The organism is Pseudomonas prosekii, from assembly GCF_900105155.1.
Lineage (GTDB): Bacteria > Pseudomonadota > Gammaproteobacteria > Pseudomonadales > Pseudomonadaceae > Aquipseudomonas > Aquipseudomonas prosekii.
The window spans coordinates 5,965,782-5,990,463 of record NZ_LT629762.1; the positions used below are offsets into that span (position 1 = coordinate 5,965,782).

General features: G+C 50.1%; 32 protein-coding genes. 15 read left to right on the plus strand and 17 right to left on the minus strand.

The window, feature by feature from the left end:
* Positions 1-62 precede the first annotated feature (62 nt).
* On the minus strand, positions 63-941 hold the full coding sequence (locus BLU01_RS26860) for a LysR substrate-binding domain-containing protein (RefSeq protein WP_092281191.1): 879 nt from the start codon (positions 939-941) through the stop codon (positions 63-65).
* 154 nt (positions 942-1,095) lie between these two features.
* On the opposite strand from BLU01_RS26860, the gene BLU01_RS26865 reads away from it, so the two are divergent.
* From BLU01_RS26865 to BLU01_RS26905, 9 genes are all read left to right on the plus strand, one after another.
* Positions 1,096-1,521 (plus strand): VOC family protein, encoded by a 426-nt coding sequence (locus BLU01_RS26865; RefSeq protein WP_039762906.1) that lies wholly within the window; start codon positions 1,096-1,098, stop codon positions 1,519-1,521.
* Between the two features lie 113 nt (positions 1,522-1,634).
* Complete coding sequence (locus BLU01_RS26870; protein WP_092281193.1) at positions 1,635-2,891, plus strand: cation:dicarboxylate symporter family transporter; 1,257 nt, start codon at positions 1,635-1,637, stop codon at positions 2,889-2,891.
* 65 nt (positions 2,892-2,956) lie between these two features.
* Positions 2,957-3,538, plus strand: coding sequence for a TetR/AcrR family transcriptional regulator (locus BLU01_RS26875; protein WP_092281195.1), 582 nt, complete (start codon positions 2,957-2,959; stop codon positions 3,536-3,538).
* Positions 3,539-3,593: 55 nt separating this feature from the next.
* Positions 3,594-4,700: an alkene reductase gene (locus tag BLU01_RS26880; RefSeq protein WP_092281197.1), complete on the plus strand. Its 1,107-nt coding sequence runs from the start codon at positions 3,594-3,596 to the stop codon at positions 4,698-4,700.
* A 79-nt stretch (positions 4,701-4,779) separates the two neighbouring features.
* On the plus strand, positions 4,780-5,523 hold the full coding sequence (locus BLU01_RS26885; RefSeq protein WP_092281199.1) for an SDR family oxidoreductase: 744 nt from the start codon (positions 4,780-4,782) through the stop codon (positions 5,521-5,523).
* 68 nt (positions 5,524-5,591) lie between these two features.
* Positions 5,592-5,972, plus strand: coding sequence for a nuclear transport factor 2 family protein (locus tag BLU01_RS26890; RefSeq protein WP_092281201.1), 381 nt, complete (start codon positions 5,592-5,594; stop codon positions 5,970-5,972).
* Positions 5,973-6,035: 63 nt separating this feature from the next.
* A complete protein-coding gene (locus tag BLU01_RS26895; RefSeq protein ID WP_092281203.1) occupies positions 6,036-6,422 on the plus strand; it encodes a nuclear transport factor 2 family protein in 387 nt (128 codons plus the stop codon).
* Between the two features lie 69 nt (positions 6,423-6,491).
* On the plus strand, positions 6,492-7,160 hold the full coding sequence (locus BLU01_RS26900) for an NAD(P)-binding oxidoreductase (RefSeq protein ID WP_092281204.1): 669 nt from the start codon (positions 6,492-6,494) through the stop codon (positions 7,158-7,160).
* Between the two features lie 135 nt (positions 7,161-7,295).
* Positions 7,296-7,736: an SRPBCC family protein gene (locus BLU01_RS26905; RefSeq protein WP_092281205.1), complete on the plus strand. Its 441-nt coding sequence runs from the start codon at positions 7,296-7,298 to the stop codon at positions 7,734-7,736.
* Positions 7,737-7,989: 253 nt separating this feature from the next.
* Here the strand turns inward: BLU01_RS26905 and BLU01_RS26910 are convergent, their stop codons facing one another.
* A complete protein-coding gene (locus BLU01_RS26910) occupies positions 7,990-8,385 on the minus strand; it encodes a winged helix-turn-helix transcriptional regulator (RefSeq protein ID WP_092281758.1) in 396 nt (131 codons plus the stop codon).
* A 112-nt stretch (positions 8,386-8,497) separates the two neighbouring features.
* On the opposite strand from BLU01_RS26910, the gene namA reads away from it, so the two are divergent.
* The 4 genes from namA to BLU01_RS26930 all read left to right on the plus strand — a co-directional run bounded on the left by namA (position 8,498) and on the right by BLU01_RS26930 (position 11,684).
* Entirely contained in the window at positions 8,498-9,538 is a 1,041-nt protein-coding gene (gene namA / locus BLU01_RS26915; protein WP_092281207.1) for an NADPH dehydrogenase NamA, read from the plus strand.
* 74 nt (positions 9,539-9,612) lie between these two features.
* Positions 9,613-9,996 (plus strand): nuclear transport factor 2 family protein, encoded by a 384-nt coding sequence (locus tag BLU01_RS26920; RefSeq protein WP_092281209.1) that lies wholly within the window; start codon positions 9,613-9,615, stop codon positions 9,994-9,996.
* 270 nt (positions 9,997-10,266) lie between these two features.
* Entirely contained in the window at positions 10,267-11,085 is an 819-nt protein-coding gene (locus BLU01_RS26925) for an alpha/beta hydrolase (RefSeq protein ID WP_231987121.1), read from the plus strand.
* A 188-nt stretch (positions 11,086-11,273) separates the two neighbouring features.
* Positions 11,274-11,684, plus strand: coding sequence for a nuclear transport factor 2 family protein (locus BLU01_RS26930; protein ID WP_092281759.1), 411 nt, complete (start codon positions 11,274-11,276; stop codon positions 11,682-11,684).
* A 381-nt stretch (positions 11,685-12,065) separates the two neighbouring features.
* On the opposite strand, the gene BLU01_RS26935 is transcribed toward BLU01_RS26930, so the two are convergent.
* The 10 genes from BLU01_RS26935 to BLU01_RS26975 form a co-directional block, all read right to left on the minus strand.
* The gene (locus tag BLU01_RS26935; RefSeq protein WP_092281211.1) at positions 12,066-13,319 is read right to left on the minus strand and encodes a hypothetical protein; all 1,254 of its coding nucleotides are present in this window, start codon (positions 13,317-13,319) and stop codon (positions 12,066-12,068) included.
* Between the two features lie 53 nt (positions 13,320-13,372).
* The gene (locus BLU01_RS26940) at positions 13,373-14,407 is read right to left on the minus strand and encodes a zonular occludens toxin domain-containing protein (RefSeq protein ID WP_092281213.1); all 1,035 of its coding nucleotides are present in this window, start codon (positions 14,405-14,407) and stop codon (positions 13,373-13,375) included.
* 3 nt (positions 14,408-14,410) lie between these two features.
* Positions 14,411-14,695, minus strand: coding sequence for a DUF2523 family protein (locus BLU01_RS26945; RefSeq protein WP_092281215.1), 285 nt, complete (start codon positions 14,693-14,695; stop codon positions 14,411-14,413).
* A 28-nt stretch (positions 14,696-14,723) separates the two neighbouring features.
* The gene (locus tag BLU01_RS27685; protein WP_157720194.1) at positions 14,724-15,761 is read right to left on the minus strand and encodes a hypothetical protein; all 1,038 of its coding nucleotides are present in this window, start codon (positions 15,759-15,761) and stop codon (positions 14,724-14,726) included.
* 144 nt (positions 15,762-15,905) lie between these two features.
* Positions 15,906-16,133, minus strand: coding sequence for a hypothetical protein (locus BLU01_RS26955; RefSeq protein WP_092281219.1), 228 nt, complete (start codon positions 16,131-16,133; stop codon positions 15,906-15,908).
* Positions 16,134-16,142: 9 nt separating this feature from the next.
* On the minus strand, positions 16,143-16,367 hold the full coding sequence (locus BLU01_RS27690) for a hypothetical protein (RefSeq protein ID WP_157720195.1): 225 nt from the start codon (positions 16,365-16,367) through the stop codon (positions 16,143-16,145).
* Positions 16,367-16,699 carry a hypothetical protein gene (locus tag BLU01_RS26960; RefSeq protein ID WP_092281221.1) on the minus strand — a complete coding sequence of 111 codons (333 nt, stop codon included), beginning with the start codon at positions 16,697-16,699 and terminating at the stop codon, positions 16,367-16,369. The genes BLU01_RS27690 and BLU01_RS26960 overlap by 1 nt, the downstream gene beginning before the upstream one ends.
* Before the next feature lie 4 nt (positions 16,700-16,703).
* Complete coding sequence (locus BLU01_RS26965; protein ID WP_092281223.1) at positions 16,704-16,943, minus strand: hypothetical protein; 240 nt, start codon at positions 16,941-16,943, stop codon at positions 16,704-16,706.
* Positions 16,943-17,176, minus strand: coding sequence for a hypothetical protein (locus tag BLU01_RS26970; protein ID WP_092281225.1), 234 nt, complete (start codon positions 17,174-17,176; stop codon positions 16,943-16,945). The genes BLU01_RS26965 and BLU01_RS26970 overlap by 1 nt, the downstream gene beginning before the upstream one ends.
* Positions 17,173-18,297 carry a phage/plasmid replication domain-containing protein gene (locus BLU01_RS26975; RefSeq protein ID WP_092281227.1) on the minus strand — a complete coding sequence of 375 codons (1,125 nt, stop codon included), beginning with the start codon at positions 18,295-18,297 and terminating at the stop codon, positions 17,173-17,175. Before BLU01_RS26975 ends, BLU01_RS26970 begins: the two co-directional genes overlap by 4 nt.
* 225 nt (positions 18,298-18,522) lie before the next feature.
* Here BLU01_RS26975 and BLU01_RS26980 point away from each other — a divergent pair, with 225 nt between their 5' ends.
* Together BLU01_RS26980 and BLU01_RS26985 are read left to right on the plus strand one after the other, a co-directional pair.
* Positions 18,523-18,942: a helix-turn-helix domain-containing protein gene (locus BLU01_RS26980; protein ID WP_092281229.1), complete on the plus strand. Its 420-nt coding sequence runs from the start codon at positions 18,523-18,525 to the stop codon at positions 18,940-18,942.
* A gap of 114 nt (positions 18,943-19,056) precedes the next feature.
* Positions 19,057-19,398, plus strand: a complete 342-nt coding sequence (locus BLU01_RS26985) for a hypothetical protein (protein ID WP_092281231.1) — start codon at positions 19,057-19,059, stop codon at positions 19,396-19,398.
* A gap of 335 nt (positions 19,399-19,733) precedes the next feature.
* On the opposite strand, the gene BLU01_RS26990 is transcribed toward BLU01_RS26985, so the two are convergent.
* The 5 genes from BLU01_RS26990 to BLU01_RS27695 form a co-directional block, all read right to left on the minus strand.
* Complete coding sequence (locus BLU01_RS26990) at positions 19,734-20,144, minus strand: hypothetical protein (protein WP_157720196.1); 411 nt, start codon at positions 20,142-20,144, stop codon at positions 19,734-19,736.
* A gap of 717 nt (positions 20,145-20,861) precedes the next feature.
* Positions 20,862-22,115 (minus strand): hypothetical protein, encoded by a 1,254-nt coding sequence (locus BLU01_RS26995; RefSeq protein WP_092281211.1) that lies wholly within the window; start codon positions 22,113-22,115, stop codon positions 20,862-20,864.
* A gap of 53 nt (positions 22,116-22,168) precedes the next feature.
* Positions 22,169-23,203 carry a zonular occludens toxin domain-containing protein gene (locus tag BLU01_RS27000; protein ID WP_092281213.1) on the minus strand — a complete coding sequence of 345 codons (1,035 nt, stop codon included), beginning with the start codon at positions 23,201-23,203 and terminating at the stop codon, positions 22,169-22,171.
* A gap of 3 nt (positions 23,204-23,206) precedes the next feature.
* Positions 23,207-23,491: a DUF2523 family protein gene (locus BLU01_RS27005; protein WP_092281215.1), complete on the minus strand. Its 285-nt coding sequence runs from the start codon at positions 23,489-23,491 to the stop codon at positions 23,207-23,209.
* Positions 23,492-23,519: 28 nt separating this feature from the next.
* Complete coding sequence (locus BLU01_RS27695) at positions 23,520-24,557, minus strand: hypothetical protein (RefSeq protein ID WP_157720194.1); 1,038 nt, start codon at positions 24,555-24,557, stop codon at positions 23,520-23,522.
* Positions 24,558-24,682: the final 125 nt, after the last annotated feature.

Consider the following 24,682-nt stretch of genomic DNA (forward strand, 5'->3'; position numbering starts at 1 on the left):
TCGCAAGTGATTTTGGTGTGAGCACAAAAGGGCCCTATTGGGCCCTTTTTGCTTGGAGGTTGTTATTCAGAAACGGCTATTACCTGATCACTTATAAGCTGGGCCAGAATTCGCACAGGCTCCGTAAAACTCTGTCGAGACCGATGCACCAGCCCGATATCACGGTGAAAGGTATGCTGTCCCAGATCGAGAGCTCGTACACCAGCTGGCCATTCTTGATGGGTGTTCGTCTGCGGCACCAACGCTATGCCTACACCATTTTCAACCAGCTTGATGATGGCCTCCAGTTCATCCAGTTCGCAAACCTCCCGCAAGGTGAAATGCATCTGCCGCAGGAAACGATCGACCTGTCTGCCGCCGAAGGATGATCGGTCATAGCGAATAAAGGGCTGGCTGGACAGCAGTTCCGACCAGTCTTCTCCCTCTAGGTCACGTGGCACGATCAGTCGGTAGGGCTCTAGCGCCAACGTCGTCCAGCGCAGGTCACTTTGAAGGGAGAAGGGCGGGCGAATGATCACGGCCATGTCGATCTCGCCGGCGTCGACGAGGTTCACCAGCTCCATTGAAAGGCCCGGGATGACACGTGTGCGGCACTGCGGACACTGTCGGTGAAACTTTGCTAGCGCATCTGGCAAATAGGAGCGCTGCACGGATGCGATCGCGCCGATGTTGACCAGCACGCTGGGAGGCTTGCCCAGCGTTGTAGAGCCCAAATTGTCGTAAAGCCTCAGCAGCTCTTGCGCCTGCAAAAGTATCTGGTGGCCCATTTTGTTGAGATGGGCCGAGCGTCCTCTCCTGTCGAAAATTTCGAACCCAAGTTCGGCTTCAAGGCGCTGGATTTGCGCGCTCACGGCGGCCTGAGTCAGGCCGATCTTGTTGCCGGCAGCGGCGAATGTGCCTTCCCGCGCCACCGCAATGAGTGTCTTCAGTTCTTTGATCATTCACAAATATTAGTTGTGTTTCTAAGAAATATATATTGATTTTTATGTTTGGTTTCCCGTCCTACGATGTCTCACATCCCCGGCAACGGCTGAATCCAGAGAGCCAATGACGGTGGAAATGTTCGCCAACCAACAAAAAATATTTGGAGTTCTGATGAGCCTCTCGCCATTCCACCTCGCAATCCCTGTTTATGACCTGGCTGCAGCTCGCACCTTTTACGGTGAGGTTTTTGGTCTTGAAGAAGGGCGCTCCAGCACGCAGTGGGTAGATTTCGATTTTTATGGTCACCAACTGGTGATTCACGAACATCCAAAAACCGCTTCGCAGGAAAGCGTGCATAGCAACCCGGTTGACGGACACGATGTTCCAGTTCCGCACTTCGGCATCATTTTAGGTTGGGAACAGTGGGAGGCACTGGCCGAACGTCTGAAGTCGTTTGGTACCGAATTCGTGATCGAACCGTACATTCGTTTCAAAGGCCAAGTGGGCGAGCAAGCCACCATGTTTTTGTTTGATCCGTGCGGCAACGCTCTTGAGTTCAAGGCTTTCAAGGATATGAGCCAGCTCTTCGCCAAGTAACAACACCCATGGCACAACCGCGTTGTGCCATTTGATCTCAAGTGAGCTGGAAGCTCATGACTCTAGCAACTGCGAATAGACGCAGACCTTTCATTCCAACAAGAAGGCTAGACATGAAACGTATTCCCTTGGTGTGGCAAATCGTTGCCGGGCTGTTGCTTGGCGTGCTTGTCGGTTGGTACTTCAATACGCATCCGCACTATCAGACATGGGTGAGTGCGGAGATCCTCAAACCGCTCGGTGACATCTTTATCAAGATGATGAAGATGGTGGTTGTACCGATTGTGTTCTGTTGCATGATTCTGGGCATCGCAGGCGGCGGCGATAACAAGTCGTTTGGCCGCATGGGGATAAAATCGCTGGGCTACTTTTTTGCGATTACAGCCTTGGCCATTGTCATCGGCTTGTGTTTCGCCAACGTTTTCGAGCCGGGTACGGGCACTGACATTTCCGGTATTTCGCACGGTACTGCAGCGATCACTCTGGAGCCGTCCAAAGGCGCATTGGTCATCTTGCAAAACATCGTCCCTGACAATGTGCTGGTTGCCATGTCAGAAGCGAAGTTGCTGTCCGTGCTGTTTTTCGCCGTGCTGTTGGGCATGGCATTGAACGCTCTGCCGAAGGACAAAAGCGCACCTTTCATCGCGGTAGTTCAGAGCCTTTCCGATGCGATGTTCAAGGTCGTCTCAATCGTCATGGCTTACGCACCGATCGGTGTGTTTGGGATGATCGGCGCGACCGTGGCGACGTTTGGTTTCGCCTCGTTGTTGCCGTTGCTCAAGTTAATCGGGGTGGTTTATCTGGCGCTGATTGTTTTCGCATTGGTGATACTCGGCGGTATTTGCTACTTGATTGGCGAAAACATTTTCAAGTTGATCCGCTACTTTCGCAATGAGTTGATTCTGGCGTTTTCGAGTGCCGCGTCAGCCGCCGTCATGCCGCAGCTGATGACGCGATTGGAGAACTACGGTGTACCGCGTCGGATCGTCAGTTTTGTGGTGCCGGTGGGTTATGCGTTCAACCTGGATGGCGCATCGATTTTTCTCGGTGTGGCGACGATTTTCGTGGCGCAGCTCTATGGCATTGACCTGTCGCTGTCGCAGCAGATCCTGTTGGTGGTGACGATGGTGCTGACTTCGAAAGGCGCAGCAGGGGTGCCGGGTTTTGCCATCATCATCTTGTCAGCGACATTGGCGTCTGCCGGGCTGCCGTTGGAGGGGGTGGCGTTGATTGCCGGCATTTTCAGGATTATCGACAGCGGTACCACCACGTTGAACGTATTGGGCAATGCCATCGCACCTTTGGTGATCGCCAAGTGGGAAAGGGTCGAACTGGAACCCGCGCTGGCTCATCCAGCAGCTGGCGTCTAGTCGTTCGTCAGATATTCAAAAGCGCTTCTAGACGACCGGTCTAGTTTTGTTTAGGCTTTCCCACTATGAAAAAACCTACTCAAGACATGCGACAACACATCATCGATGTAGCGAAGGCATTGATGACCCACAAGGGCTACACCGCTGTCGGTCTTATGGAAGTGCTGAAGGCGGCGGGCGTACCCAAAGGGTCGTTTTATCACTACTTCCGCTCCAAAGAAGAATTCGGCCAGGCACTATTGGAAGAATACTTTCAGGAGTACATCGGGCGGGTAGACGTTGTTATGGCGGCGCAAGGGACGGGCGCCGAGCGGCTCCTTGGCTATTTGCGCTATTGGGCGAAGACGCAGGCTTTCGATCATCCCGAGGAGAAATGCCTGGTGGTGAAACTCGGCGCCGAAGTGTGCGACCTGTCGGAAGACATGCGCGGCGTACTGGAGGAGGGCACCGCGCTGATCATCGAGAGAATCACGCGGTGTGTTCAGCAAGGAATGGCTGATGGCTCAATCACTTCGACTCAAGACGCGGAATCCCTGGCTGAATCGCTGTATCAATTGTGGTTGGGGGCATCACTGCTGGTGAAAGTCCGCAATACCACAGCTGCCTTTGACACGGCATTAATGACGAGTGAGCGCCTGCTGGCATAGGGGCGTTTTTTTTAAGATTTTTACTAGACGACCGGTCTATTTAATTGGAGTTTGCATGACTGATATTGCTATAGACACCGATCTTTTTTCGCCCACGAATATGGGCGCGCTGCAACTGGCTAACAGAATTGTAATGGCCCCCGTGACTCGCAGCCGAATGGCCGACGACGGCGTGCCGAATGAAATGCACGCGACCTATTACGCCCAGCGTGCCACCGCCGGTTTGATCATCGCCGAGGCCACGAACATTTCTGCTCAGGGGCGTGGCTATGCCATGACGCCGGGTATCTGGTCGGAAGAGCAGGTGGCAGGCTGGAAAAAAGTCACCGACGCAGTTCACGCGGCAGGCGGCAAGATCGTCAGTCAACTGTGGCACGTAGGTCGCTTCTCCAGCGTTGAGTTGCAGCCAAACGGCGAAGCGCCGGTCGCGCCCTCGGCAATCAAGGCCGAAGGTACCACCTACACCAACAATGGCATGGTCGAAGTGTCCATGCCTCGGGCGCTTGAGACTTCAGAGATCCCGGGGATCATCGAGCAATACAGGCATGCGGCAGAAAATGCCAAGCGAGCCGGTTTCGACGGTGTGGAAGTCCATTCTGCCAACAGTTATCTGCTCGACCAGTTCCTGCGTGATTCCACCAACCACCGGACTGACCAGTACGGTGGCTCCATCGAAAATCGAACACGACTGACACTTGAAGTCACCGAAGCCGTGGTAGCAATTTGGGGCAGTGACCGGGTCGGCATCCGCCTTTCACCAGTAACGCCTGATGCAGGTAACACGCCTCCAGACAGCAACGTCATGGCGACCTACGGTTACCTCATTCAACAGTTGAACAGATTCAATTTGGCCTATCTGCATTTCGTCGAAGGCGCGACAGCCACCTCTCGTACCGTTCCTGAAGGGGTGGATCTGGACGCGCTGAGTGCGCAGTTCGAAGGTTCGTACATTGGCAACAACAACTATGACCTGGAAATAGCGCTGGAGCGCAGGGCGCAAGGGCGGATTGATGCCGTGGCGTTTGGTCGATTGTTCATTGCCAACCCCGACCTGGTAGAGCGACTGCGTCGCGGTGTCGAGCTGACCATAGCTCCGCGCGAGAGTTACTACGGCGGAGGCGCCAAGGGCTACATCGATTGGCCAACGGCCAACTCCAACTAATTAGAGATTTCCCCTGCGTCAGTTCGGCGCGGGGAGGCTCGGTCGCGAAACCATTTCGTCGCACAAGAGGTACTTGAATATGAATTATCTGCAAAACAAGGTCGCCATCGTTACTGGCGCATCTTCCGGCATTGGTGCTGCCACCACCCGCGCATTGGCCTCAGAGGGCGTCCGCGTGGTAGCGGCAGCACACGATCAGAAAGGGCTGGAAGCGTTTGTTGCAGAACTGCGTGAGGCCGGGAGCGACGTGGTCGCTTTCACCACAGACGTTACCCACCTGGATCAAACCAAAGCGCTCGCGAAATTTGCACAGGACACCTATGGCGCCGTGGACATCCTGGTCAACAACGCCGGCCTGATGCTCTTTTCCAACTGGGTCGATCTGGCCGTGCAGGATTGGGAAAAGATGATCGATGTGAACATCAAGGGCTACCTCAACACTATTGCTGCTGTATTGCCATTCATGCTCGAACAGAAATCCGGGCAGATTCTCAACATGGACTCCGTTGCAGGACACCAGGTTGGGCCGGCGGCGGGTGTTTACAGCGCTACCAAATTCTTCGTCCAGGCCATGACCGAATCCATGCGAAAGGAGTTGGGCGTGCAGCATGGCATCCGCGTCAACACCGTCAGCCCTGGCGTGATCAATACCGGCTGGGCGGACAAGGTCAGCGATCCTGAAGGGCGTAAGGCTGCCCAAGAGCTGAACCGTATTGCCATTGCGCCTGACGATATCGCCCGCGCTGTGATCTACGCGCTCAACCAACCGGAAAACGTCACCGTCAACGATCTGATCATCTCGCCGACTCGCCAGGATTGGTAATTGTCGTTTGAGTTTCCCGTGTCCGATTGACCAAAAGGTCACCGGCAACATGCAACCAGGAGTACATCATGAGCAATCCAACTTACGTTCAGGAATACGACGCGATCGTTGCTGTTCTGAGTCAGTACAACGAAGGTGGTGCCAAGGCTGACAGCACTTTGATGAAGCCCGCGTTCAACGAGCAAGCAACCATGTTTGGCGTCGACGGCGACAAGCTCGTCGGCGGCGCGATCCAGAATCTGTACGACATCATCGACAACTCTTTCCGCCCATCTCCCGAAGCCAAAGCCGCGATCGTTCGCATTGACATCGTGGGCACTGCCGCCAGTGCTCGGGTCGATACCGACAACGTTTCGGGATTTCGCTTCACCGACTTCTTCAACCTGCTGAAGGTAGAGGACAAGTGGACGATCGTCAGCAAGATTTACCACACCCATCCGAGCGCCTGAGTATTTGAGCGCATCTGGCGAGGTGTGTTTTACGTTGCTCTAATGAAATGAAAGGAGAGAACCATGTCCAAGAACATCAAGGCAGTACCAACCTCCGAGTACAACGCTGTCATCGCTACTGCCAATCAATACGTAGAAGGTCTGCGTGTGGGCAGTGCAGAAGGCGTTGCTCAAGCTTTCCATAAAGACGCCGTGATGTACGGTTTCACCAATGGTGAACTGCTTGGCGGCCCGATCAAGAATCTGTTTGATTTCGTTCAGAAGAACGGCAACGCTCCAGAAATTACGACTCGCCTCGACATACTGGCAATCACACCCACGACAGCCGTGGTGCGTGTCGATATGGAAAATGACGCGATCGGTGCCGACTACAACGACTACCTGACCCTGATCAAAATCGACGGCACCTGGAAGGTCATCGCCAAGGTTTATCACCAGTTCGAAGGTTGAGCGCTCACCGATCCCGGTTGAATCAATGCCGGGATCGGAGCTCGTTCATCGTTAAATGGAGAAGCGATCATGAGTAAGGTTTTCATCATCGGCGCCGCTGGCAGAGTAGGGCGACGATTGATTAAGCAACTCGTCGGACGAGGTCACGAAGCGATCGCACTGCATCGGAACCCGGAGCAGGGGAGTGAGCTTGCGGCCCTGGGCGCGACGTCCGTTAAAGGCAATTTGCTTGAACTTGATCCAGTCCAAATGGCGCGACTTATGTCGGGCGTTGATGCCGTGGTCTTCACGGCAGGGGCAGGCGGCGCAGGTATGGATCTGACCAATGCGATTGACGGTCGGGGATTGGAGTTGGCAGTGGCCGCAACCATTCAGGCAGGTGTCAGGCGTTTCATTCTGGTCTCGGCCTTCCCCGATGCGCTGCGTGGCGGCCCGGTATCGGAAGGTTTCGAAAATTACATTGCCGTGAAAAAACGAGCTGATGCTCACTTGGTGGGGACGGGTTTGGATTGGGTGATTGTCCGCCCAGGAACGCTTCTGGATGACACCGGCAGTGGCAAAATCCGTGCTGACGTCGCTATTCCTTACGGTGAAGTTTCAAGAGATGACGTAGCAGCGACACTTGCCGAGTTGATCGATCAGCCCAACGTGAGTCGGGTCATTATTGAGCTCACTCAGGGCGACACGCCAGTCTCCGACGCGGTTCGCAGGCTTGCTCAGGAGCGTTGCTCACCATGACGTTGGTTTTGGTTTGCGCTAAGGGGCTCGTTGGACACGAGTTTCTGAAACAGGCGCTCGACGATCCACGTATCAACTTTGTAGTTGCGCCGACTCGCCGTGCGCTTGCAGCACATATTTGAAGGGAAATACACGATGCCGATGGTTGAGTTTTCCGCTGTCTTGGACAGCAATACAGGACACGCCTGGAGCGTGTTGAAAAAATTTGGAGAGATTCATAAATGGCATCCGTCGATCGTCGAAAGCAGCATTGAGGACAACCAACCTGATGGATTGGTCGGCTGTATTCGCAGACTCACGCTGGCCGATGGCGCAGTTGTCAGGGAGCGTTTGTTATCGGTCGATGATCACAACACAACGCTATCCTACCGCTTCGAAGAGGCGCCATTACCGCTGGACAACTATGTTGCCACGGTGAAACTGGCCTCTATCACTGGACAGTCCAAGACGTTCATCAATTGGTCTGCGAGCTTCGACCTGCAAGATTTGAATACAGCAGAGCATTATCAGGAACTCATACGAGGACTGATCGTGGATGGTCACAATAGTCTTCAGTTGTTTCTCATCCGGCATTGAACATTTCAGAGAATTGACACGTACAGTCTTGGCCAGGCAAGTATTCTAAACTTGAATATAACGGGCGCTGGAAGCTGATGATAGTCGGCTAAATATATCCAGCATTGGACGAGACTTGATTATCAGAAGTAATACAGCGCCTATTGTCGGGTGCCGGATGAACTCGTCATCGCTTGGGCACGAGAGGTAGTCGCCGATCACGTTAGGGAGTATTGAGGCCAAAGCAGTGCTGAAGCACAACGCCCTCGCGTGATCAAATGGTGGGGGAGGAGGCGACCAAACTTACCGGTACCGCGGAGCGCCTGAGTTCCAAAATCTTACGCTCATGAACCGCTCCCCATTCCCGCATGGCACTCACCAAGGGTGCGAGAGAGTTACCCAATTCCGTCAGCGAATACTCCACCTTTGGCGGTACCTCGCGATAGATCTCTCGATGAATAACCCCATCAACTTCCAGCTCTCTCAACTGGAGAGTCAGCATCCGCTGAGTGATATCTGGGATTAGGCGCCGAAGTTCGTTGAAGCGCTTCGTTCCAGACATCAAGTGGAACAGTATGAGCGATTTCCATTTTCCACCAATGACACCGACAGTAAACGCGACGGGACAAGCGAAGGCTTCAATTTCGTCTTGAGGGTTACATTTTTTCACTGCTATCACCATGGTATAAAAAGTGTGCCTACAGCACAAAATTGTGCGTACTTACGCGTAGGTGCTGCGTAAGCTAGCATGATTCCATATTGACCGTTATGGAATCCGCTAGATGAGCTTGTTGCTATCCCCCCACCAAATCAAAGGCCTCAAACTGAAAAACCGGGTCGTCATGTCCCCTATGTGCATGCATATGGCAGCGGATGATGGCTTCGTCACTGACTGGCACCGGGTTCATTATGGAGCGCGCGCTCTGGGCCAGACGGCGCTGATTTTTCCGGAAACGCTGGCTATACAGGCCGATGGTCGTATCGGTGCCGGTGATCTTGGTATCTGGAGTGATGAACATGTTGTCGGCTTAAAGTCTCTGACTGGACTGCTCCACAGTTTTGGTGCAAAAGCTGGTGCACAAATCGGTCATGCAGGACGCAATGCCGATCTGCCCAACCTTATTCATATTGCACCTTCGGCGATTCCGTTCACGGATGCCAGCCCTGTCCCTCGCGAACTCGCGGCGGATGAAATTCCGGGTTTGGTTAAGCTTTACGGCGATGCCGCACGGCGTGCCAGCGACGCTGGATTCGATGTACTCGAGATCCATGCCGCGCACGGTTACTTGTTGAGTGAATTTCTCTCGCCGCTGGCTAACACCCGCGATGACGAATATGGCGGTGATGCCAAGCGTCGCTATCGCTTCCTGCGCGAAGTGTTGGAGGAGGTCAAAACCCATTGGGGCGATCGCCCTTTGTTTGTTCGGATCTCAAGTTCTGATTACGCCGAAGGTGGAAATACGCCTGAGTCATTCCTTGAGTACGGTCGCTGGATGAAAGAGCAGGGCGTCGATCTGATCGACTGCAGCTCTGGCGGGATCAAGATGATCAAGGTTCAGACCTATCCAGGTTACCAAGTACCGGCCGCTGAGTTGCTGCGTAAGGAACTGCATATTGCTACGGGTGCCGTGGGTTTAATCCAGAATGGTCGTCAAGCCGAAGAAATCCTGCAAAACGGCCGAGCTGACCTGGTATTTGTCGGGCGGCAAATGCTGCGTGATCCGTTCTGGGTGCGCACTGCAGCGGATGATTTGAAAGAAATCATTGAGATTCCTGCTGCCTATACTCGTTACGGTTCTGTATGGCTTGATACCAAAGCGTGAATTAGTCCACGTCTTAAGCAGGTGACTGGAAGGGGCTAGTCCTCAACTCAATCTAACGAAGCAGGAGTAAAACCATGAGCAAACCTACTTACGTACACGAATACCAAGCCATCACCGAGGTGCTGAACAAGTACATTGAGGGCTGCAAGCAAGCAAAGAGCAGCATCATGAAGCCTGCTTTCAATGAGCAAGCGACGATGTTTAGCGTCGATGGCGACGGCAAGCTGGCCGGCGGCGCAATTGCAATCCTGTTCAAGGGGATCGACGAGGGTTTTCGCCCATCTCCAGATGCACCGGCAGCTATCGTACGCATTGAAATTGTCGGTACGGCAGCCAGCGCGCGCATCGACGCCAACGATATGTCAGGCATTTCCTTCACCGACTTTTTCCATTTGTTGAAAGTCGATGGCCAGTGGACGGTCGTCAGCAAGATCTTTCACACCCACGCCGCGTCTTGAACCTCTGTCGTGCTTGAGTCTGCGGTAGTTGAGGCTTCCCAGCACTCATGCATAAAAAATGGAAACGTCATGAAAACCCTAACTTCTGCTTTCGCTCCTACCGTCGTTGCTCTTGCGCCTGGTACTGCATCCGCCACCACATACCCGGGAGTTGAGCAAAACACGGCGAAACTCTTGCAATCGCTTGAAGGAGGCCAGACGCTCGACTCCATGACGCCAGTCGATGCCCGTGCCGCGCTGGCGGGTGCCCAGGCTGCCCCTTAAGTAGCCTTGGCGGAAGCTGATGTCAGCGAGATGACGATACGCGTCAATGGCAGCGATCTGAAGTTGACCATCGTGCGTCCGACCGGTAGCCAACACAAGACGCTGCCCGCGTTCATGTATTTCCACGGCGGCGGCTGGGTACTGGGCGACTTCCCGACCCACGAACGACTGGTGCGTGACCTGGTTGCAGGCTCGGGTGCGGTCGCGGTCTTCGTCAACTACAGCCTCTCGCCAGAGGCAGCATATGGCGTCGCTACCGAGCAAGCCTATGCCGCAACAAAATGGGTTGCCGAACATGGCGAAGATATCAAGGTAGACGGCACGCGCCTCGCCCTGGCTGGCAACAGCGCAGGCGGGAACATCGCGGCCGTGGTTGCCTTGATGGCGAACGAGAAGGGCGCACCCGCGCTGCGCTCGCAAGTGTTGCTTTGTCCAGTGACGGATGGGAACTTCGACACCCCGTCCTATAAGGAGTTTGCCAACGGTTACTACCTGACGAAGGACTTGATGCTGTGGTTCTGGGACAAGTACACACCCGACGCCCAGGCACGCAAACAGATTTATGCGTCACCGCTACAGGCGACGACCGAGCAACTGAAGGGCTTGCCGCCGACCCTGATCCAGACCGCCGAATTTGATGTTTTACGCGATGAAGCTGAGGCTTACGGTCGCAAGCTCGACGCTGCGGGTGTAGCTGTTAAGTCGGTACGCTACAACGGCATGATTCACGATTTTGGGCTTTCGAACGCATTTAGCCATCTGCCGGCACCTCGCACCGCAATCGAGCAGGCATCTCAAGAGCTCAAAACCAGGCTGAGTGAGTAGTTTCAAGAAAAAAGAATCCGCAGGTTACGGTGTACCTGTAGAAATCACCTTACTTATTGAATCAAGAGTTAAGTATGAAAATCACTTTTATCAAGAGTTTGTATTTTTTCGCCCTGATTTCGAGCTTTAGCGCGATTGCTCAAGCAGAAAACCTACCGGGCGACCCGCAAGTCATCAGTAATAAAACAATGAACAAAACTACTTACGTGGACGAATACCAAGCTATTACTGAGGCGTTGAACAAGTACATAGAGGGCTGCAGACAGGCCAAGAGCAGCATCATGAAGCCCGCGTTCAGCGAAAATGCAACGATGTACAGCGTCGGTGCCGATGGCAAGTTGTCCGGCGGAGCAATTCAAATCTTGTTCGATGGGATCGACAAGGGTTTTCGTCCATCCCCTGACGCAAAGGCTGCTATCACGCGCATAGAGATCGTCGGTACCGTCGCTAGTGCTCGAATTGACGCCAACGATATGTCAGGCATTTCTTTCACCGACTTCTTTCATTTGCTGAAAGTCGAAGGCAATTGGACTGTGGTTAGCAAGATTTTCCAAACGCATGCAGCGCCCGAATTGCTTGAGCCGTCCGGCGGCTTATGATTTTGAACGTTTTGGGGGGTTGTGAGATTTCGTTCGTAGGTGACTGGGAACAGACAGTAGGGATTAGCGCTGGGTGTAATACATGATTTAACATAATATACATTATGCGTACCCTTGGATGCGAAGCCTCGGTGTCTCTGGTGGTGCTTTTATCAGGGCTCAATCATCTAGGCCTAGATCTTTCCTGGCATCCGCCGATGAAAGAAAAAGGCGCCGAAGCGCCTTTAAATAAGAGGTCTCACCCTACGCCAATTCTGCAGAGTTGCCGGGGTTCCTACATCAGCTTTGGCCCTGCAGGACAGCTGATTTCGCGCTCTTACTAAGCATATTCGCGCCGGTATCTCGCCAAGTCAAACCGGATCGTACCTTGACCTGACGGTTCTACCTGACTTGGTCAACCAAAACAGGCGTAAGAAACAGAACTAGCTCAGTGCTGATCGATACCGTAGAGCTGCTGGTGAATAACCATTTGAAGCCAGGAATCTTGCCCAGAAACGGCACGCTTTTAACGACTGTGGTATCGACGTCGGAATAAACCCCGCCCAAGGCAATGGTCTGGCCGAACGGAGAAAAAACCCGGGAAGTAAGCGACGTCGTGTTGATCGGCGGCACGCCATTCATGGCATTGGAATAATCAGGTTCATCCTTTGAAAGGATGACATCCAGCAGCACTCCCTTATCGTTAACGAACGGAGTCACGTCGAGCGACAAAGCAGCCTGCTTGAAGGATGTCGACGTTGCACCATCGCCGGCCGATTGTTGATAAGGAACCTGAGAACCTTTAACAATTTTGGCTTGATGACGGTCAGAGGTATAAACGCGAGGACTGGAAATCACCCTGCCCTTACCTTCCTGCTCCATCGCTGAAAGCCTGGCATCGAGCGTCAAAGCGCTTGAAATAATGCCAACAGCCCCGATGGCACCAGAGGCAAAACCAAGCGGCACAGAGCCTGAAACAGTCCCTGCCCCGCTGCCCACAGTGCCACCCCATTGAACGCCCAGGTTCTTGGAATAGGAACGATCCACCTCGACAATACGAGCCTGGATCATCACCTGCTTCCTGGAGTAATCAACAGCGGCGATCAAGGTTTTGAGCTGCTCTAAACGCGGCTTGCTCATCCTGGCAACGATGATTGAAGAACCGTCCTCAAAATTCAAAGTCTCTCCAGAATCGAGAGGGAAAGCTTTAATTGCATCAGACGCCAAAATATTGTGAACCTTGAAAATAGAAACATCGAAGGTAGGGTTAACGCCAGAAGACAGGCTTTGTAATTGTGAATATTGTTCAGCTGGATACGAATTAGCTGAATATGGATCACCTGGGCGAGAGTAAGCACTGACACGCAAAAACTTACCTTCGACAGTATATAAAAGACCTTTTGCCGATGTTACATACTCAATGGCTTCATCCCAGGTGACATCCTTCATTCGCATGGAAAGAGAACCACGGATATTTTCGTCTAGCACAAGATTCAAACCGCGATAATCAGCCAAAAGCTGTAAAGCGGACGAAACTGGAATAGTTTGAAAATCAAAGGTCAATTGCTGAGGAACATTTTCTGCCTGAGAGAAGGAAATAAAGAAAAAGAGGAATACGGCAACGTAAAGACGGCGAAGAGCACTAAAGGTATTCATGACAAGAGTTCCAGAAAGCCGGTTGATTAATTGGGCGCGGTCTTAGCGCTACGCTAAAGACCACTCCCAATTAACCCACCTGTAATAGGATTAGGTTTTTTTAATGACCAATTAGTGATCTTGAAGCCGTCAACCAAACAATAAGCCTCAGTAAAATCTGGAAAATATCGGCAATGAGAAAACGAAATATACCGAGTATTCCCGTTGTTATCCGCTACTAAAGCAAGAGCCTCAGACACCACCTTTGAAGATGCATCAGGCTTTGAAGGATGCACAAAGCCAACAAGCCGCCATGTTGTTGAAATTGGAGGCTCCGCAGGTGCGCTGGATTGTTTTGGAGCAGAAACCGAAGCCGGATGCTTTACACCGGGTTGATCGGTAGTAAAAAACTTTTTGACAAAAAAAACGCCCAGGACGATACAAACAACAAAACTACCTAGCGCACCCCATAAGCCAAATGAACGCAGAATACTTGAACGGCCATCTGCAGAAGACTCATCACCCACGCCACCAGAGTTTGATTGAGTAGCAGATTTATAAAAAGAATAAACGGACGACTTAAAAGTGCCTGCTGTAGACCTTATTAATTTTGTTTTTGACGGCGCATCGCCAGTGACAGCGCCGTTGTAAATATCTACTTTAAAAGTTTTCTTCGTGATCTTTCTAATCCGATATGTAGTCTCAATTAAAAGGCGCACCCATGACGAGATTTGAGCAAGGTCTTGAGTTACAAGAACAACGCGCATCGAATTATTCTTATCATCGACACGATGCCTATGCTCAGCAAGTAAGGACTTGTCAGTAAGATTGGCCTGATTAACATTTTTGCCCGCAGGCCACCTCCTCCAACATTCGTCAATGATAGCGACAGATCCAGGCGGAATAATTTCAGAAAGGTCATCAAGCTCAAACCAATTATCAGGCAATTGAGTAATATTCCCCCCGTAGGTAGACAGAAGATCATCAATGGACAAAGGTATGTTTGTGACCACATGCCTATCTTGTTTCAACGAAGGGATTATAACGTGCTCGACAACGCCATAACTTTTACCGTGCCCAGGTTTACCAACATAAGCATGAATAGCCATAAATCACCCAATGAACGGAATACGACGAACAAGGAAACGCAAAAGATAAGCGCTGCTAACAACGGTGATCCCAAAAGGGATTTGCATAATGTTAAGGAAATACCAGACCGAAGGGTCTATAGCCGTAAACAACTCGCCAGCGCTAGAAATAAGCCCAACAATAAAGCTAGTGCTAATAAGGTCAAGAAGCGCTTGATAAAGCCAATCCGCGATAGTAACAACAGCATCAACAAAGAATTGCAAAATCTCTTGCAGGATGGATAACAGCCAATCACCAAAACCAGTCATAAATCACTCCAATTTTTAGCCACTAAAATCAAGCAGACAGGAACACACGCAAGGCAAGTAATGACCAAGCCGCAAGAAAAACAGCACTAAGTATCGGAGAGATTCCGGCAAACAATGCGCAGTGAGCATCAAACGAAATTATGGTTCCTAAAATGGCAATGTCAGCAGTTGGACAGGTTCCGCCAGAATTAGCGGCGGAGATTTTTTGTTGGAATTCCTCCATCGCAACACCAAAACCAGAATGGTTAAGATCAACTTGCATGCCATGAACAAAAGCTTGGTAGTGAACAGCGTTAACCTCACTGTCTAAAACAGAATCCGCATTCAACGATCCGGGATTAGTGAAAGAGAGCTCACCGTCAAAACCGGAATCACCATCCCCACCGTTATTACCATCGCCTGGGTTTCCTCCATCCCCAGGGTTAGGGTCGGTGCCATCGTCGCCGCCGTCGCCAGGATCAACAATGGGGTCGAGAGGATCTCCAACGGCCGGGCTGGTATATCCGGATTCAGCAGCGCACGTAGGAGACGCGGAATTAATACCCACAAAGAAGTTACAAAAACCAGTGCTAGTAGAGCCAGAAGCAAGGTAGCAGTTGCTACGATTGACCGAGCTTGCCATGTAAGAACATGAATTATGACAAATGTCATTAACAACAGAATCTTCTTTCCAAGAGACATAGTTTTTACCGCCAGATTTTATAATCGGGGAATCAGGGCCGCGAACCTCTACAGTATCAGGACAAACTACAGCCTCTTTCAGAGCGCCGATGCTGTTATTCATGACAGTACCAAAGGACGTCCAAGAGTAAGCACAAATAGCATTCTGAGAGCCATTCATGGTGCAAGCACCGGCTTTATAATCCTTCCGATTGACATTTGTATTAAGAGCAGTGACGGCACTAACGAACGAGGAAATCAAGGCATCTGGAGTATCCTGGACACCAGCTCTAGAACATTCATTTGGATAACCAGCGGTCGTAGAGGCGTTACATTTCCAACCAGCAAAAGCAGAGGAAGAAAACACCGAAACAAACAAAAGAGGCAATAGATGGAGACGCTTCATTTCACCACCCCGAAAAGACAGCAAACGAACAGCCGGAACCAATACAAAACATGGCGAGGTAATAGAATTGATCCATGTAGCAGCCTCAAATTTTGAGAAAAAAAAGGGCGCCCGAAGACGCCCAGGTCACCCTTGACAAGCGACTTAACCGCGCAGGAAACCCAGCACGATCTTGGCGCCTTTAATACCGGCGTAAACACCAGCGAGGATGCCAGCGACGGCCAGAACACCCACGGAAATGGTGCTGAAGTCGATGGACGAAGTCAGACCGGTATAGTCCCAACCACCTGCAGGGTCAGCGGCGAAAACCGAAGGTGCAACAACAGCCAGGGCAACAGCGGATAAAGCTACAGCGGCAATCTTTTTAAACATGATGAATCCTCAGGATTGTTTGATGAAGTTTAAAAACGCACGAATTCCCATCGACATAACCATAAAGCTAGCTACCAATGTGAATCCCGCGCCAAAGGCTTGAGCCAAGATAACTGGATCAAGTTGTGAAGGATCAAAAGGGACAATGTAAGGAACAGAAACCCAATCGACCGAACACGAGGGAGCACCGCCCTGAATAATTAAATCACCAGGGCAATGCAGTAAACCGGACATTACGCAGACTTCTGCGAGGTCGAAGAAGCAGCTTGAACAGGTCGCTGTTCTTCAAGGCGAAGAGGGAGACCGGCGAGCTGGAAATTCAATTCTTTATAACGTTCGTTATAAGAAACTGTGAACGGCACATAAACCTCAACACCTTTTTGTGCACGATAAACATTATGAAGGCCATTTTTGACCGCATCGCCGAAAACAGAAAGCTCGAACAGCTCAAACTGTTTCATCCCGTTCCGGTTAACACTTTCGGCCTGAATACCAACAATGGCCCAGGGCTTTTCTGGTGTGCCTTTATCAAGAACATCGACGATTACGCCTTTAAGGATTTTCATTCTTTCATTTTTCCACTGGGGGGTGAAATGCCCAGCCGGGCACAATTACATCAGGTTCACGCCTGAAGGTTTTAAATTCACGGCGAGAGCGCTGCCGATTTACTTCTTGCTGAGCCAGTGCAGATAGAAACAAACGCATAAGATTATTAATCCCAGCACGCTCATCACATTGAGGATTGTTAAGTGCATTTATAAACTCTGCCTCCACAGCAAAACGTAGATTCTGATAAGCAACTCTATCCATCAGAAGCCCATCCATTCTGCAATGGATATTGTTCCTATTTCTTGCGTGTCAAAAAACCAGATCTGTTGAGGCTTTACGCCCTGTTCTTTCCGTGCTTCAAGAAACTCAATAGTTTGTGATACTTGCTGATTCAGAACAGGGTTACTGAAAGCCGCACGGACCTTCTGCTGAAACACCAACTGTCGACGCTGACCAGGACTAAGTGCTGTTCCTTGAAAACAAACGTTTTTCATGCAGCCACCAATCTTAGACGACCAGGTATCGAGGCTGGTCGATAAAACGAAGGCATGCCGAGTTCGAAATTACGTTCAACTTCCCGTACATTGCGAAGAAAAACAACGCCATGACGCGAGCTGTCAAAAGGCAACTTAATATCAATACCAATTTGTCGTAGACGAGCGCGATGCACCTTAACAGCAGACTTTGTGAGGTCGAACTTCTTTCCATTCATCCACTCATACGCATAACCCGCAGTACGTCCCGCAGCTTGCATAGAATCACAAATGTTCTCAGCTAACAGCTGTTCAGAAATGCTAGTAATGTCCATGGCGGTCACCTTCATTCGGTCGCCTACAGTTAAAAAGTCGCGGTGTATATGCCGCAGTCTGTCTTCGTCAAAAAGGCCCCAATGGCAAAGGCGCTCACGCTTTAAAAATTCTGATCTCAACTTGATTTCAGAACGAACCATGCCTACAGATGCGCACCAATCTCTTAAATCTCGCACATATGTATATTCGTCCGAATCCTCGCCATAAGTTTTTTTAACTTTAGGGAGTAAGTGCGCTTCTAATTCAGCGGCCTTATTATAGTTTCCTGGATACACCAAACGACCTGCTTTCTCACCACCTTTAGGAGTCCAAACAGTGGTGTTTCCGTCCGGATACAAATAACCAATGGAGTTACGAAAGCGCTGACTAGATATGCCGCGTAAGAAAGCTCGTTCATTCCCCTTCCCTACTGAAAAATTGTCAGTTAAATCAAGACGGTGAAAAACAGCGCCGTCTGTAAGGGAACCTCCATTTTGAAGATGTTCGACTTTTGTGCATTTAGTCAGTGGAGGTAGATCCCAGTCAGCGAGAACTGCATTAATGACCTTCATATTGTCATCGAGGCGTTCAATGCCAAAAACGTTGTCAAGTCGATTAATACGTGAGGAATTACCATCAACAGTTAATCGACGACCACAAACGTTGATCTTGAAGGTAGTGCAGTAGCTACCCTCTGCATGAAACGGAGGAGCGGACTCACTGAGAACCTCATTGCTTTCAGCATCTACACGACGAAGGAGAATGTTGCCTACCTTTCGAAGGTCGAAGGAGTAATCCTGAGATGCCTTGATCCAGTCGTAAAACATCAAAATCCCTGCAAGCACATGCGGCTAACCGCATAGGTAAGGCTCTCAGTATCTCCAGGGCAAAAAAGCCACCAGCCCAGCAGACTCTGTAAGCGCGTATTCCGTTCCTGAAAAGGAGGAATACCGAGATAATAGCGATGCAGCTACACGAGTCAAGAGAAAAGAAACGGTTTTTGTCGGATAATCGGTAAATTAGAACGGTTTACTGTGATTTTGGAGACAGATATGGGTATCGGCAGCAGAATCAGGCAGGAGCGCCTAAGGCAGAACCTTGATCTGAAGGAGCTGGCGAAACTGAGCGGAATGCCAGAAAGGACGGTGGCCGACATTGAGCGCGAAATCTCAAGCCCTAGAGCCGACAACCTAAAAAAGCTGATCATCTCTCTAGGATGTTCTGCAGATCAGATCATGTTTGATGACGATGAAATGACTGAGGATGGCGACTTAGCACTGCTCGTCCGCGAGCTTGGAAAAACCGAGGAAGAGACACGTCAAACGGTAAAACGGGTGATCCGGGCCATGCTTGTTCAAGAGCGAGTATTTGAGCTGGAGCGTATCCGCGCATTTGATGACGCTCACAAGGAAGAAAACAAAAATCGTCAGAATCTCGCGATGCCGCTGAAGCGCTACGAGAAAAATCGGTAGCCGAAAAAGTATGAGGTTTCATACCAAAGTGGGGGTGTTACAGCACCCCCACCCGCTTCGCTCCAAAGACCCAATCAGCAAAAACCAAAAATCAGATCGAAAAAGGAGCAGTAAATGTCAGCAGAGACGTACACATGTGGCCAATGTCATTTTGAATTCAACAAAGGTGTTTCCACCTGCCAGGGCTGCCTAGGCACCGTCATCTGGGGAGCTACGCAACAAGAAATGCATCAAGCCGGCCAGTTCATGGCGGTAGTCGGTGCCGTCCTGGGCGCTCTGCTAATGTTTGGACTACCGACAGCACTAAATAAGTACCTGGGCACAGACCTGACATTAGGGTACGGCTTCGGGTTTGGAGCGCTCATTCCGGTGGGTATCACGGGACTGATCGGCTATTTCTGGGGATCAAACAACGCAGCCAAACAACACCGAGGCGAGTGCCGTACCTTCCGCTAGGACAAGTGACCAACCGTTGCTGAAACATCGGACCTGCCGGGACCTGTCAAGGGATAGCGCTACACGTCACGGGACCGCGCAGGCTGCGCGCAATATCCGAGATAACGCCTTGGGAAAATCAGGGCGCGTGGTGACACCACGGCGACTACAAGCTTTTTGAACGCGAAGAAAACCCCAGGGCTCTCAGGAACGCTGGGGTTTTTGTTTGGGCGATAGACCGGCCCGCGTTGCGGGGTATCGGCGCCGGTGTTGCAACGCACTACTGAGGATCTGCGAAGCGCCTAATGCCCTACGGGCAGGTCGAGGTCGGCTGGATTAAAGGACTTGATACTAAGTCACTGCTCAGATCGTGAAAATAAGGACAGACCTGCTTCAAAGGTCCAATCACGAAGAGTATCAAGGCATTCACCAGCGGAATATTTCCACTGCTCAGCCTGATCAAGCCGTGAGTTTACAGCACTCAAAACCTCAGCATCTTCAGTGACCACAAGCTGGGACTTTTTGGAAAGTACGTAGTGGTATTGGCACAGCTTGAGATAGTGCTCCTGAAGCTCAGATATCTTGACTAAAGAAATCTCATGATCACCAGACATGGTGCGTTGAAATTGCATGTGGCTTTCCTCCGCATTTCTAGATTTATGAATCCAGAAAATACGAAACTCATTGAGTTTACTGCCCTTTGCGTTCTTGAAAGCTTCAGCTACAGAAACATCTTCCAGCGATTTTACTAGTTGATCTTCAGTCATAAATGCCCTTTGAAAATTGGTGAATAGCTCCGACTTCTGAATATAGAAGGCGCTGCAAAGGTAGGTCAACAATTGAAATTGTAGTTTTTGAATAAGGAACATTTTGATAGCAAATTTGGGGAAACTGCTCATGACCTGGTTGGCTTTTGCAATCATTTAGCATGAGATTTGGCAGCAAAACGGGAACTCGTTAATATCCGTTACGTAGCCCTTGAGGCACTTGCAGAGCCCGGTCATCAATGACTGGGCTTTTGCCTTTCTGAAGTCCAAAAATGATGGCATTTTTACTAGCTCAGCTCGATCACCAGGTCAGATTTTGCTATCAAAAAAGGCCACGCATAATGCACGCTATGTGTAAATCAGTCGCCGGGGCTGCGCGATTTTCCCGGCGCCTGATTCGTCCTGAAGGACGGCCTCGCTAACATAACGTGCACCACATTATGCGTACCCTTGGATGCGAAGCCTCGGTGTCTCTGGTGGTGCTTTTATCAGGGCTCAATCATCTAGGCCTAGATCTTTCCTGGCATCCGCCGATGAAAGAAAAAGGCGCCGAAGCGCCTTTAAATAAGAGGTCTCACCCTACGCCAATTCTGCAGAGTTGCCGGGGTTCCTACATCAGCTTTGGCCCTGCAGGACAGCTGATTTCGCGCTCTTACTAAGCATATTCGCGCCGGTATCTCGCCAAGTCAAACCGGATCGTACCTTGACCTGACGGTTCTACCTGACTTGGTCAACCAAAACAGGCGTAAGAAACAGAACTAGCTCAGTGCTGATCGATACCGTAGAGCTGCTGGTGAATAACCATTTGAAGCCAGGAATCTTGCCCAGAAACGGCACGCTTTTAACGACTGTGGTATCGACGTCGGAATAAACCCCGCCCAAGGCAATGGTCTGGCCGAACGGAGAAAAAACCCGGGAAGTAAGCGACGTCGTGTTGATCGGCGGCACGCCATTCATGGCATTGGAATAATCAGGTTCATCCTTTGAAAGGATGACATCCAGCAGCACTCCCTTATCGTTAACGAACGGAGTCACGTCGAGCGACAAAGCAGCCTGCTTGAAGGATGTCGACGTTGCACCATCGCCGGCCGATTGTTGATAAGGAACCTGAGAACCTTTAACAATTTTGGCTTGATGACGGTCAGAGGTATAAACGCGAGGACTGGAAATCACCCTGCCCTTACCTTCCTGCTCCATCGCTGAAAGCCTGGCATCGAGCGTCAAAGCGCTTGAAATAATGCCAACAGCCCCGATGGCACCAGAGGCAAAACCAAGCGGCACAGAGCCTGAAACAGTCCCTGCCCCGCTGCCCACAGTGCCACCCCATTGAACGCCCAGGTTCTTGGAATAGGAACGATCCACCTCGACAATACGAGCCTGGATCATCACCTGCTTCCTGGAGTAATCAACAGCGGCGATCAAGGTTTTGAGCTGCTCTAAACGCGGCTTGCTCATCCTGGCAACGATGATTGAAGAACCGTCCTCAAAATTCAAAGTCTCTCCAGAATCGAGAGGGAAAGCTTTAATTGCATCAGACGCCAAAATATTGTGAACCTTGAAAATAGAAACATCGAAGGTAGGGTTAACGCCAGAAGACAGGCTTTGTAATTGTGAATATTGTTCAGCTGGATACGAATTAGCTGAATATGGATCACCTGGGCGAGAGTAAGCACTGACACGCAAAAACTTACCTTCGACAGTATATAAAAGACCTTTTGCCGATGTTACATACTCAATGGCTTCATCCCAGGTGACATCCTTCATTCGCATGGAAAGAGAACCACGGATATTTTCGTCTAGCACAAGATTCAAACCGCGATAATCAGCCAAAAGCTGTAAAGCGGACGAAACTGGAATAGTTTGAAAATCAAAGGTCAATTGCTGAGGAACATTTTCTGCCTGAGAGAAGGAAATAAAGAAAAAGAGGAATACGGCAACGTAAAGACGGCGAAGAGCACTAAAGGTATTCATGACAAGAGTTCCAGAAAGCCGGTTGATTAATTGGGCGCGGTCTTAGCGCTACGCTAAAGACCACTCCCAATTAACCCACCTGTAATAGGATTAGGTTTTTTTAATGACCAATTAGTGATCTTGAAGCCGTCAACCAAACAATAAGCCTCAGTAAAATCTGGAAAATATCGGCAATGAGAAAACGAAATATACCGAGTATTCCCGTTGTTATCCGCTACTAAAGCAAGAGCCTCAGACACCACCTTTGAAGATGCATCAGGCTTTGAAGGATGCACAAAGCCAACAAGCCGCCATGTTGTTGAAATTGGAGGCTCCGCAGGTGCGCTGGATTGTTTTGGAGCAGAAACCGAAGCCGGATGCTTTACACCGGGTTGATCGGTAGTAAAAAACTTTTTGACAAAAAAAACGCCCAGGACGATACAAACAACAAAACTACCTAGCGCACCCCATAAGCCAAATGAACGCAGAATACTTGAACGGCCATCTGCAGAAGACTCATCACCCACGCCACCAGAGTTTGATTGAGTAGCAGATTTATAAAAAGAATAAACGGACGACTTAAAAGTGCCTGCTGTAGACCTTATTAATTTTGTTTTTGACGGCGCATCGCCAGTGACAGCGCCGTTGTAAATATCTACTTTAAAAGTTTTCTTCGTGATCTTTCTAATCCGATATGTAGTCTCAATTAAAAGGCGCACCCATGACGAGATTTGAGCAAGGTCTTGAGTTACAAGAACAACGCGCATCGAATTATTCTTATCATCGACACGATGCCTATGCTCAGCAAGTAAGGACTTGTCAGTAAGATTGGCCTGATTAACATTTTTGCCCGCAGGCCACCTCCTCCAACATTCGTCAATGATAGCGACAGATCCAGGCGGAATAATTTCAGAAAGGTCATCAAGCTCAAACCAATTATCAGGCAATTGAGTAATATTCCCCCCGTAGGTAGACAGAAGATCATCAATGGACAAAGGTATGTTTGTGACCACATGCCTATCTTGTTTCAACGAAGGGATTATAACGTGCTCGACAACGCCATAACTTTTACCGTGCCCAGGTTTACCAACATAAGCATGAATAGCCATAAATCACCCAATGAACGGAATACGACGAACAAGGAAACGCAAAAGATAAGCGCTGCTAACAACGGTGATCCCAAAAGGGATTTGCATAATGTTAAGGAAATACCAGACCGAAGGGTCTATAGCCGTAAACAACTCGCCAGCGCTAGAAATAAGCCCAACAATAAAGCTAGTGCTAATAAGGTCAAGAAGCGCTTGATAAAGCCAATCCGCGATAGTAACAACAGCATCAACAAAGAATTGCAAAATCTCTTGCAGGATGGATAACAGCCAATCACCAAAACCAGTCATAAATCACTCCAATTTTTAGCCACTAAAATCAAGCAGACAGGAACACACGCAAGGCAAGTAATGACCAAGCCGCAAGAAAAACAGCACTAAGTATCGGAGAGATTCCGGCAAACAATGCGCAGTGAGCATCAAACGAAATTATGGTTCCTAAAATGGCAATGTCAGCAGTTGGACAGGTTCCGCCAGAATTAGCGGCGGAGATTTTTTGTTGGAATTCCTCCATCGCAACACCAAAACCAGAATGGTTAAGATCAACTTGCATGCCATGAACAAAAGCTTGGTAGTGAACAGCGTTAACCTCACTGTCTAAAACAGAATCCGCATTCAACGATCCGGGATTAGTGAAAGAGAGCTCACCGTCAAAACCGGAATCACCATCCCCACCGTTATTACCATCGCCTGGGTTTCCTCCATCCCCAGGGTTAGGGTCGGTGCCATCGTCGCCGCCGTCGCCAGGATCAACAATGGGGTCGAGAGGATCTCCAACGGCCGGGCTGGTATATCCGGATTCAGCAGCGCACGTAGGAGACGCGGAATTAATACCCACAAAGAAGTTACAAAAACCAGTGCTAGTAGAGCCAGAAGCAAGGTAGCAGTTGCTACGATTGACCGAGCTTGCCATGTAAGAACATGAATTATGACAAATGTCATTAACAACAGAATCTTCTTTCCAAGAGACATAGTTTTTACCGCCAGATTTTATAATCGGGGAATCAGGGCCGCGAACCTCTACAGTATCAGGACAAACTACAGCCTCTTTCAGAGCGCCGATGCTGTTATTCATGACAGTACCAAAGGACGTCCAAGAGTAAGCACAAATAGCATTCTGAGAGCCATTCATGGTGCAAGCACCGGCTTTATAATCCTTCCGATTGACATTTGTATTAAGAGCAGTGACGGCACTAACGAACGAGGAAATCAAGGCATCTGGAGTATCCTGGACACCAGCTCTAGAACATTCATTTGGATAACCAGCGGTCGTAGAGGCGTTACATTTCCAACCAGCAAAAGCAGAGGAAGAAAACACCGAAACAAACAAAAGAGGCAATAGATGGAGACGCTTCATTTCACCACCCCGAAAAGACAGCAAACGAACAGCCGGAACCAATACAAAACATGGCGAGGTAATAGAATTGATCCATGTAGCAGCCTCAAATTTTGAGAAAAAAAAGGGCGCCCGAAGACGCCCAG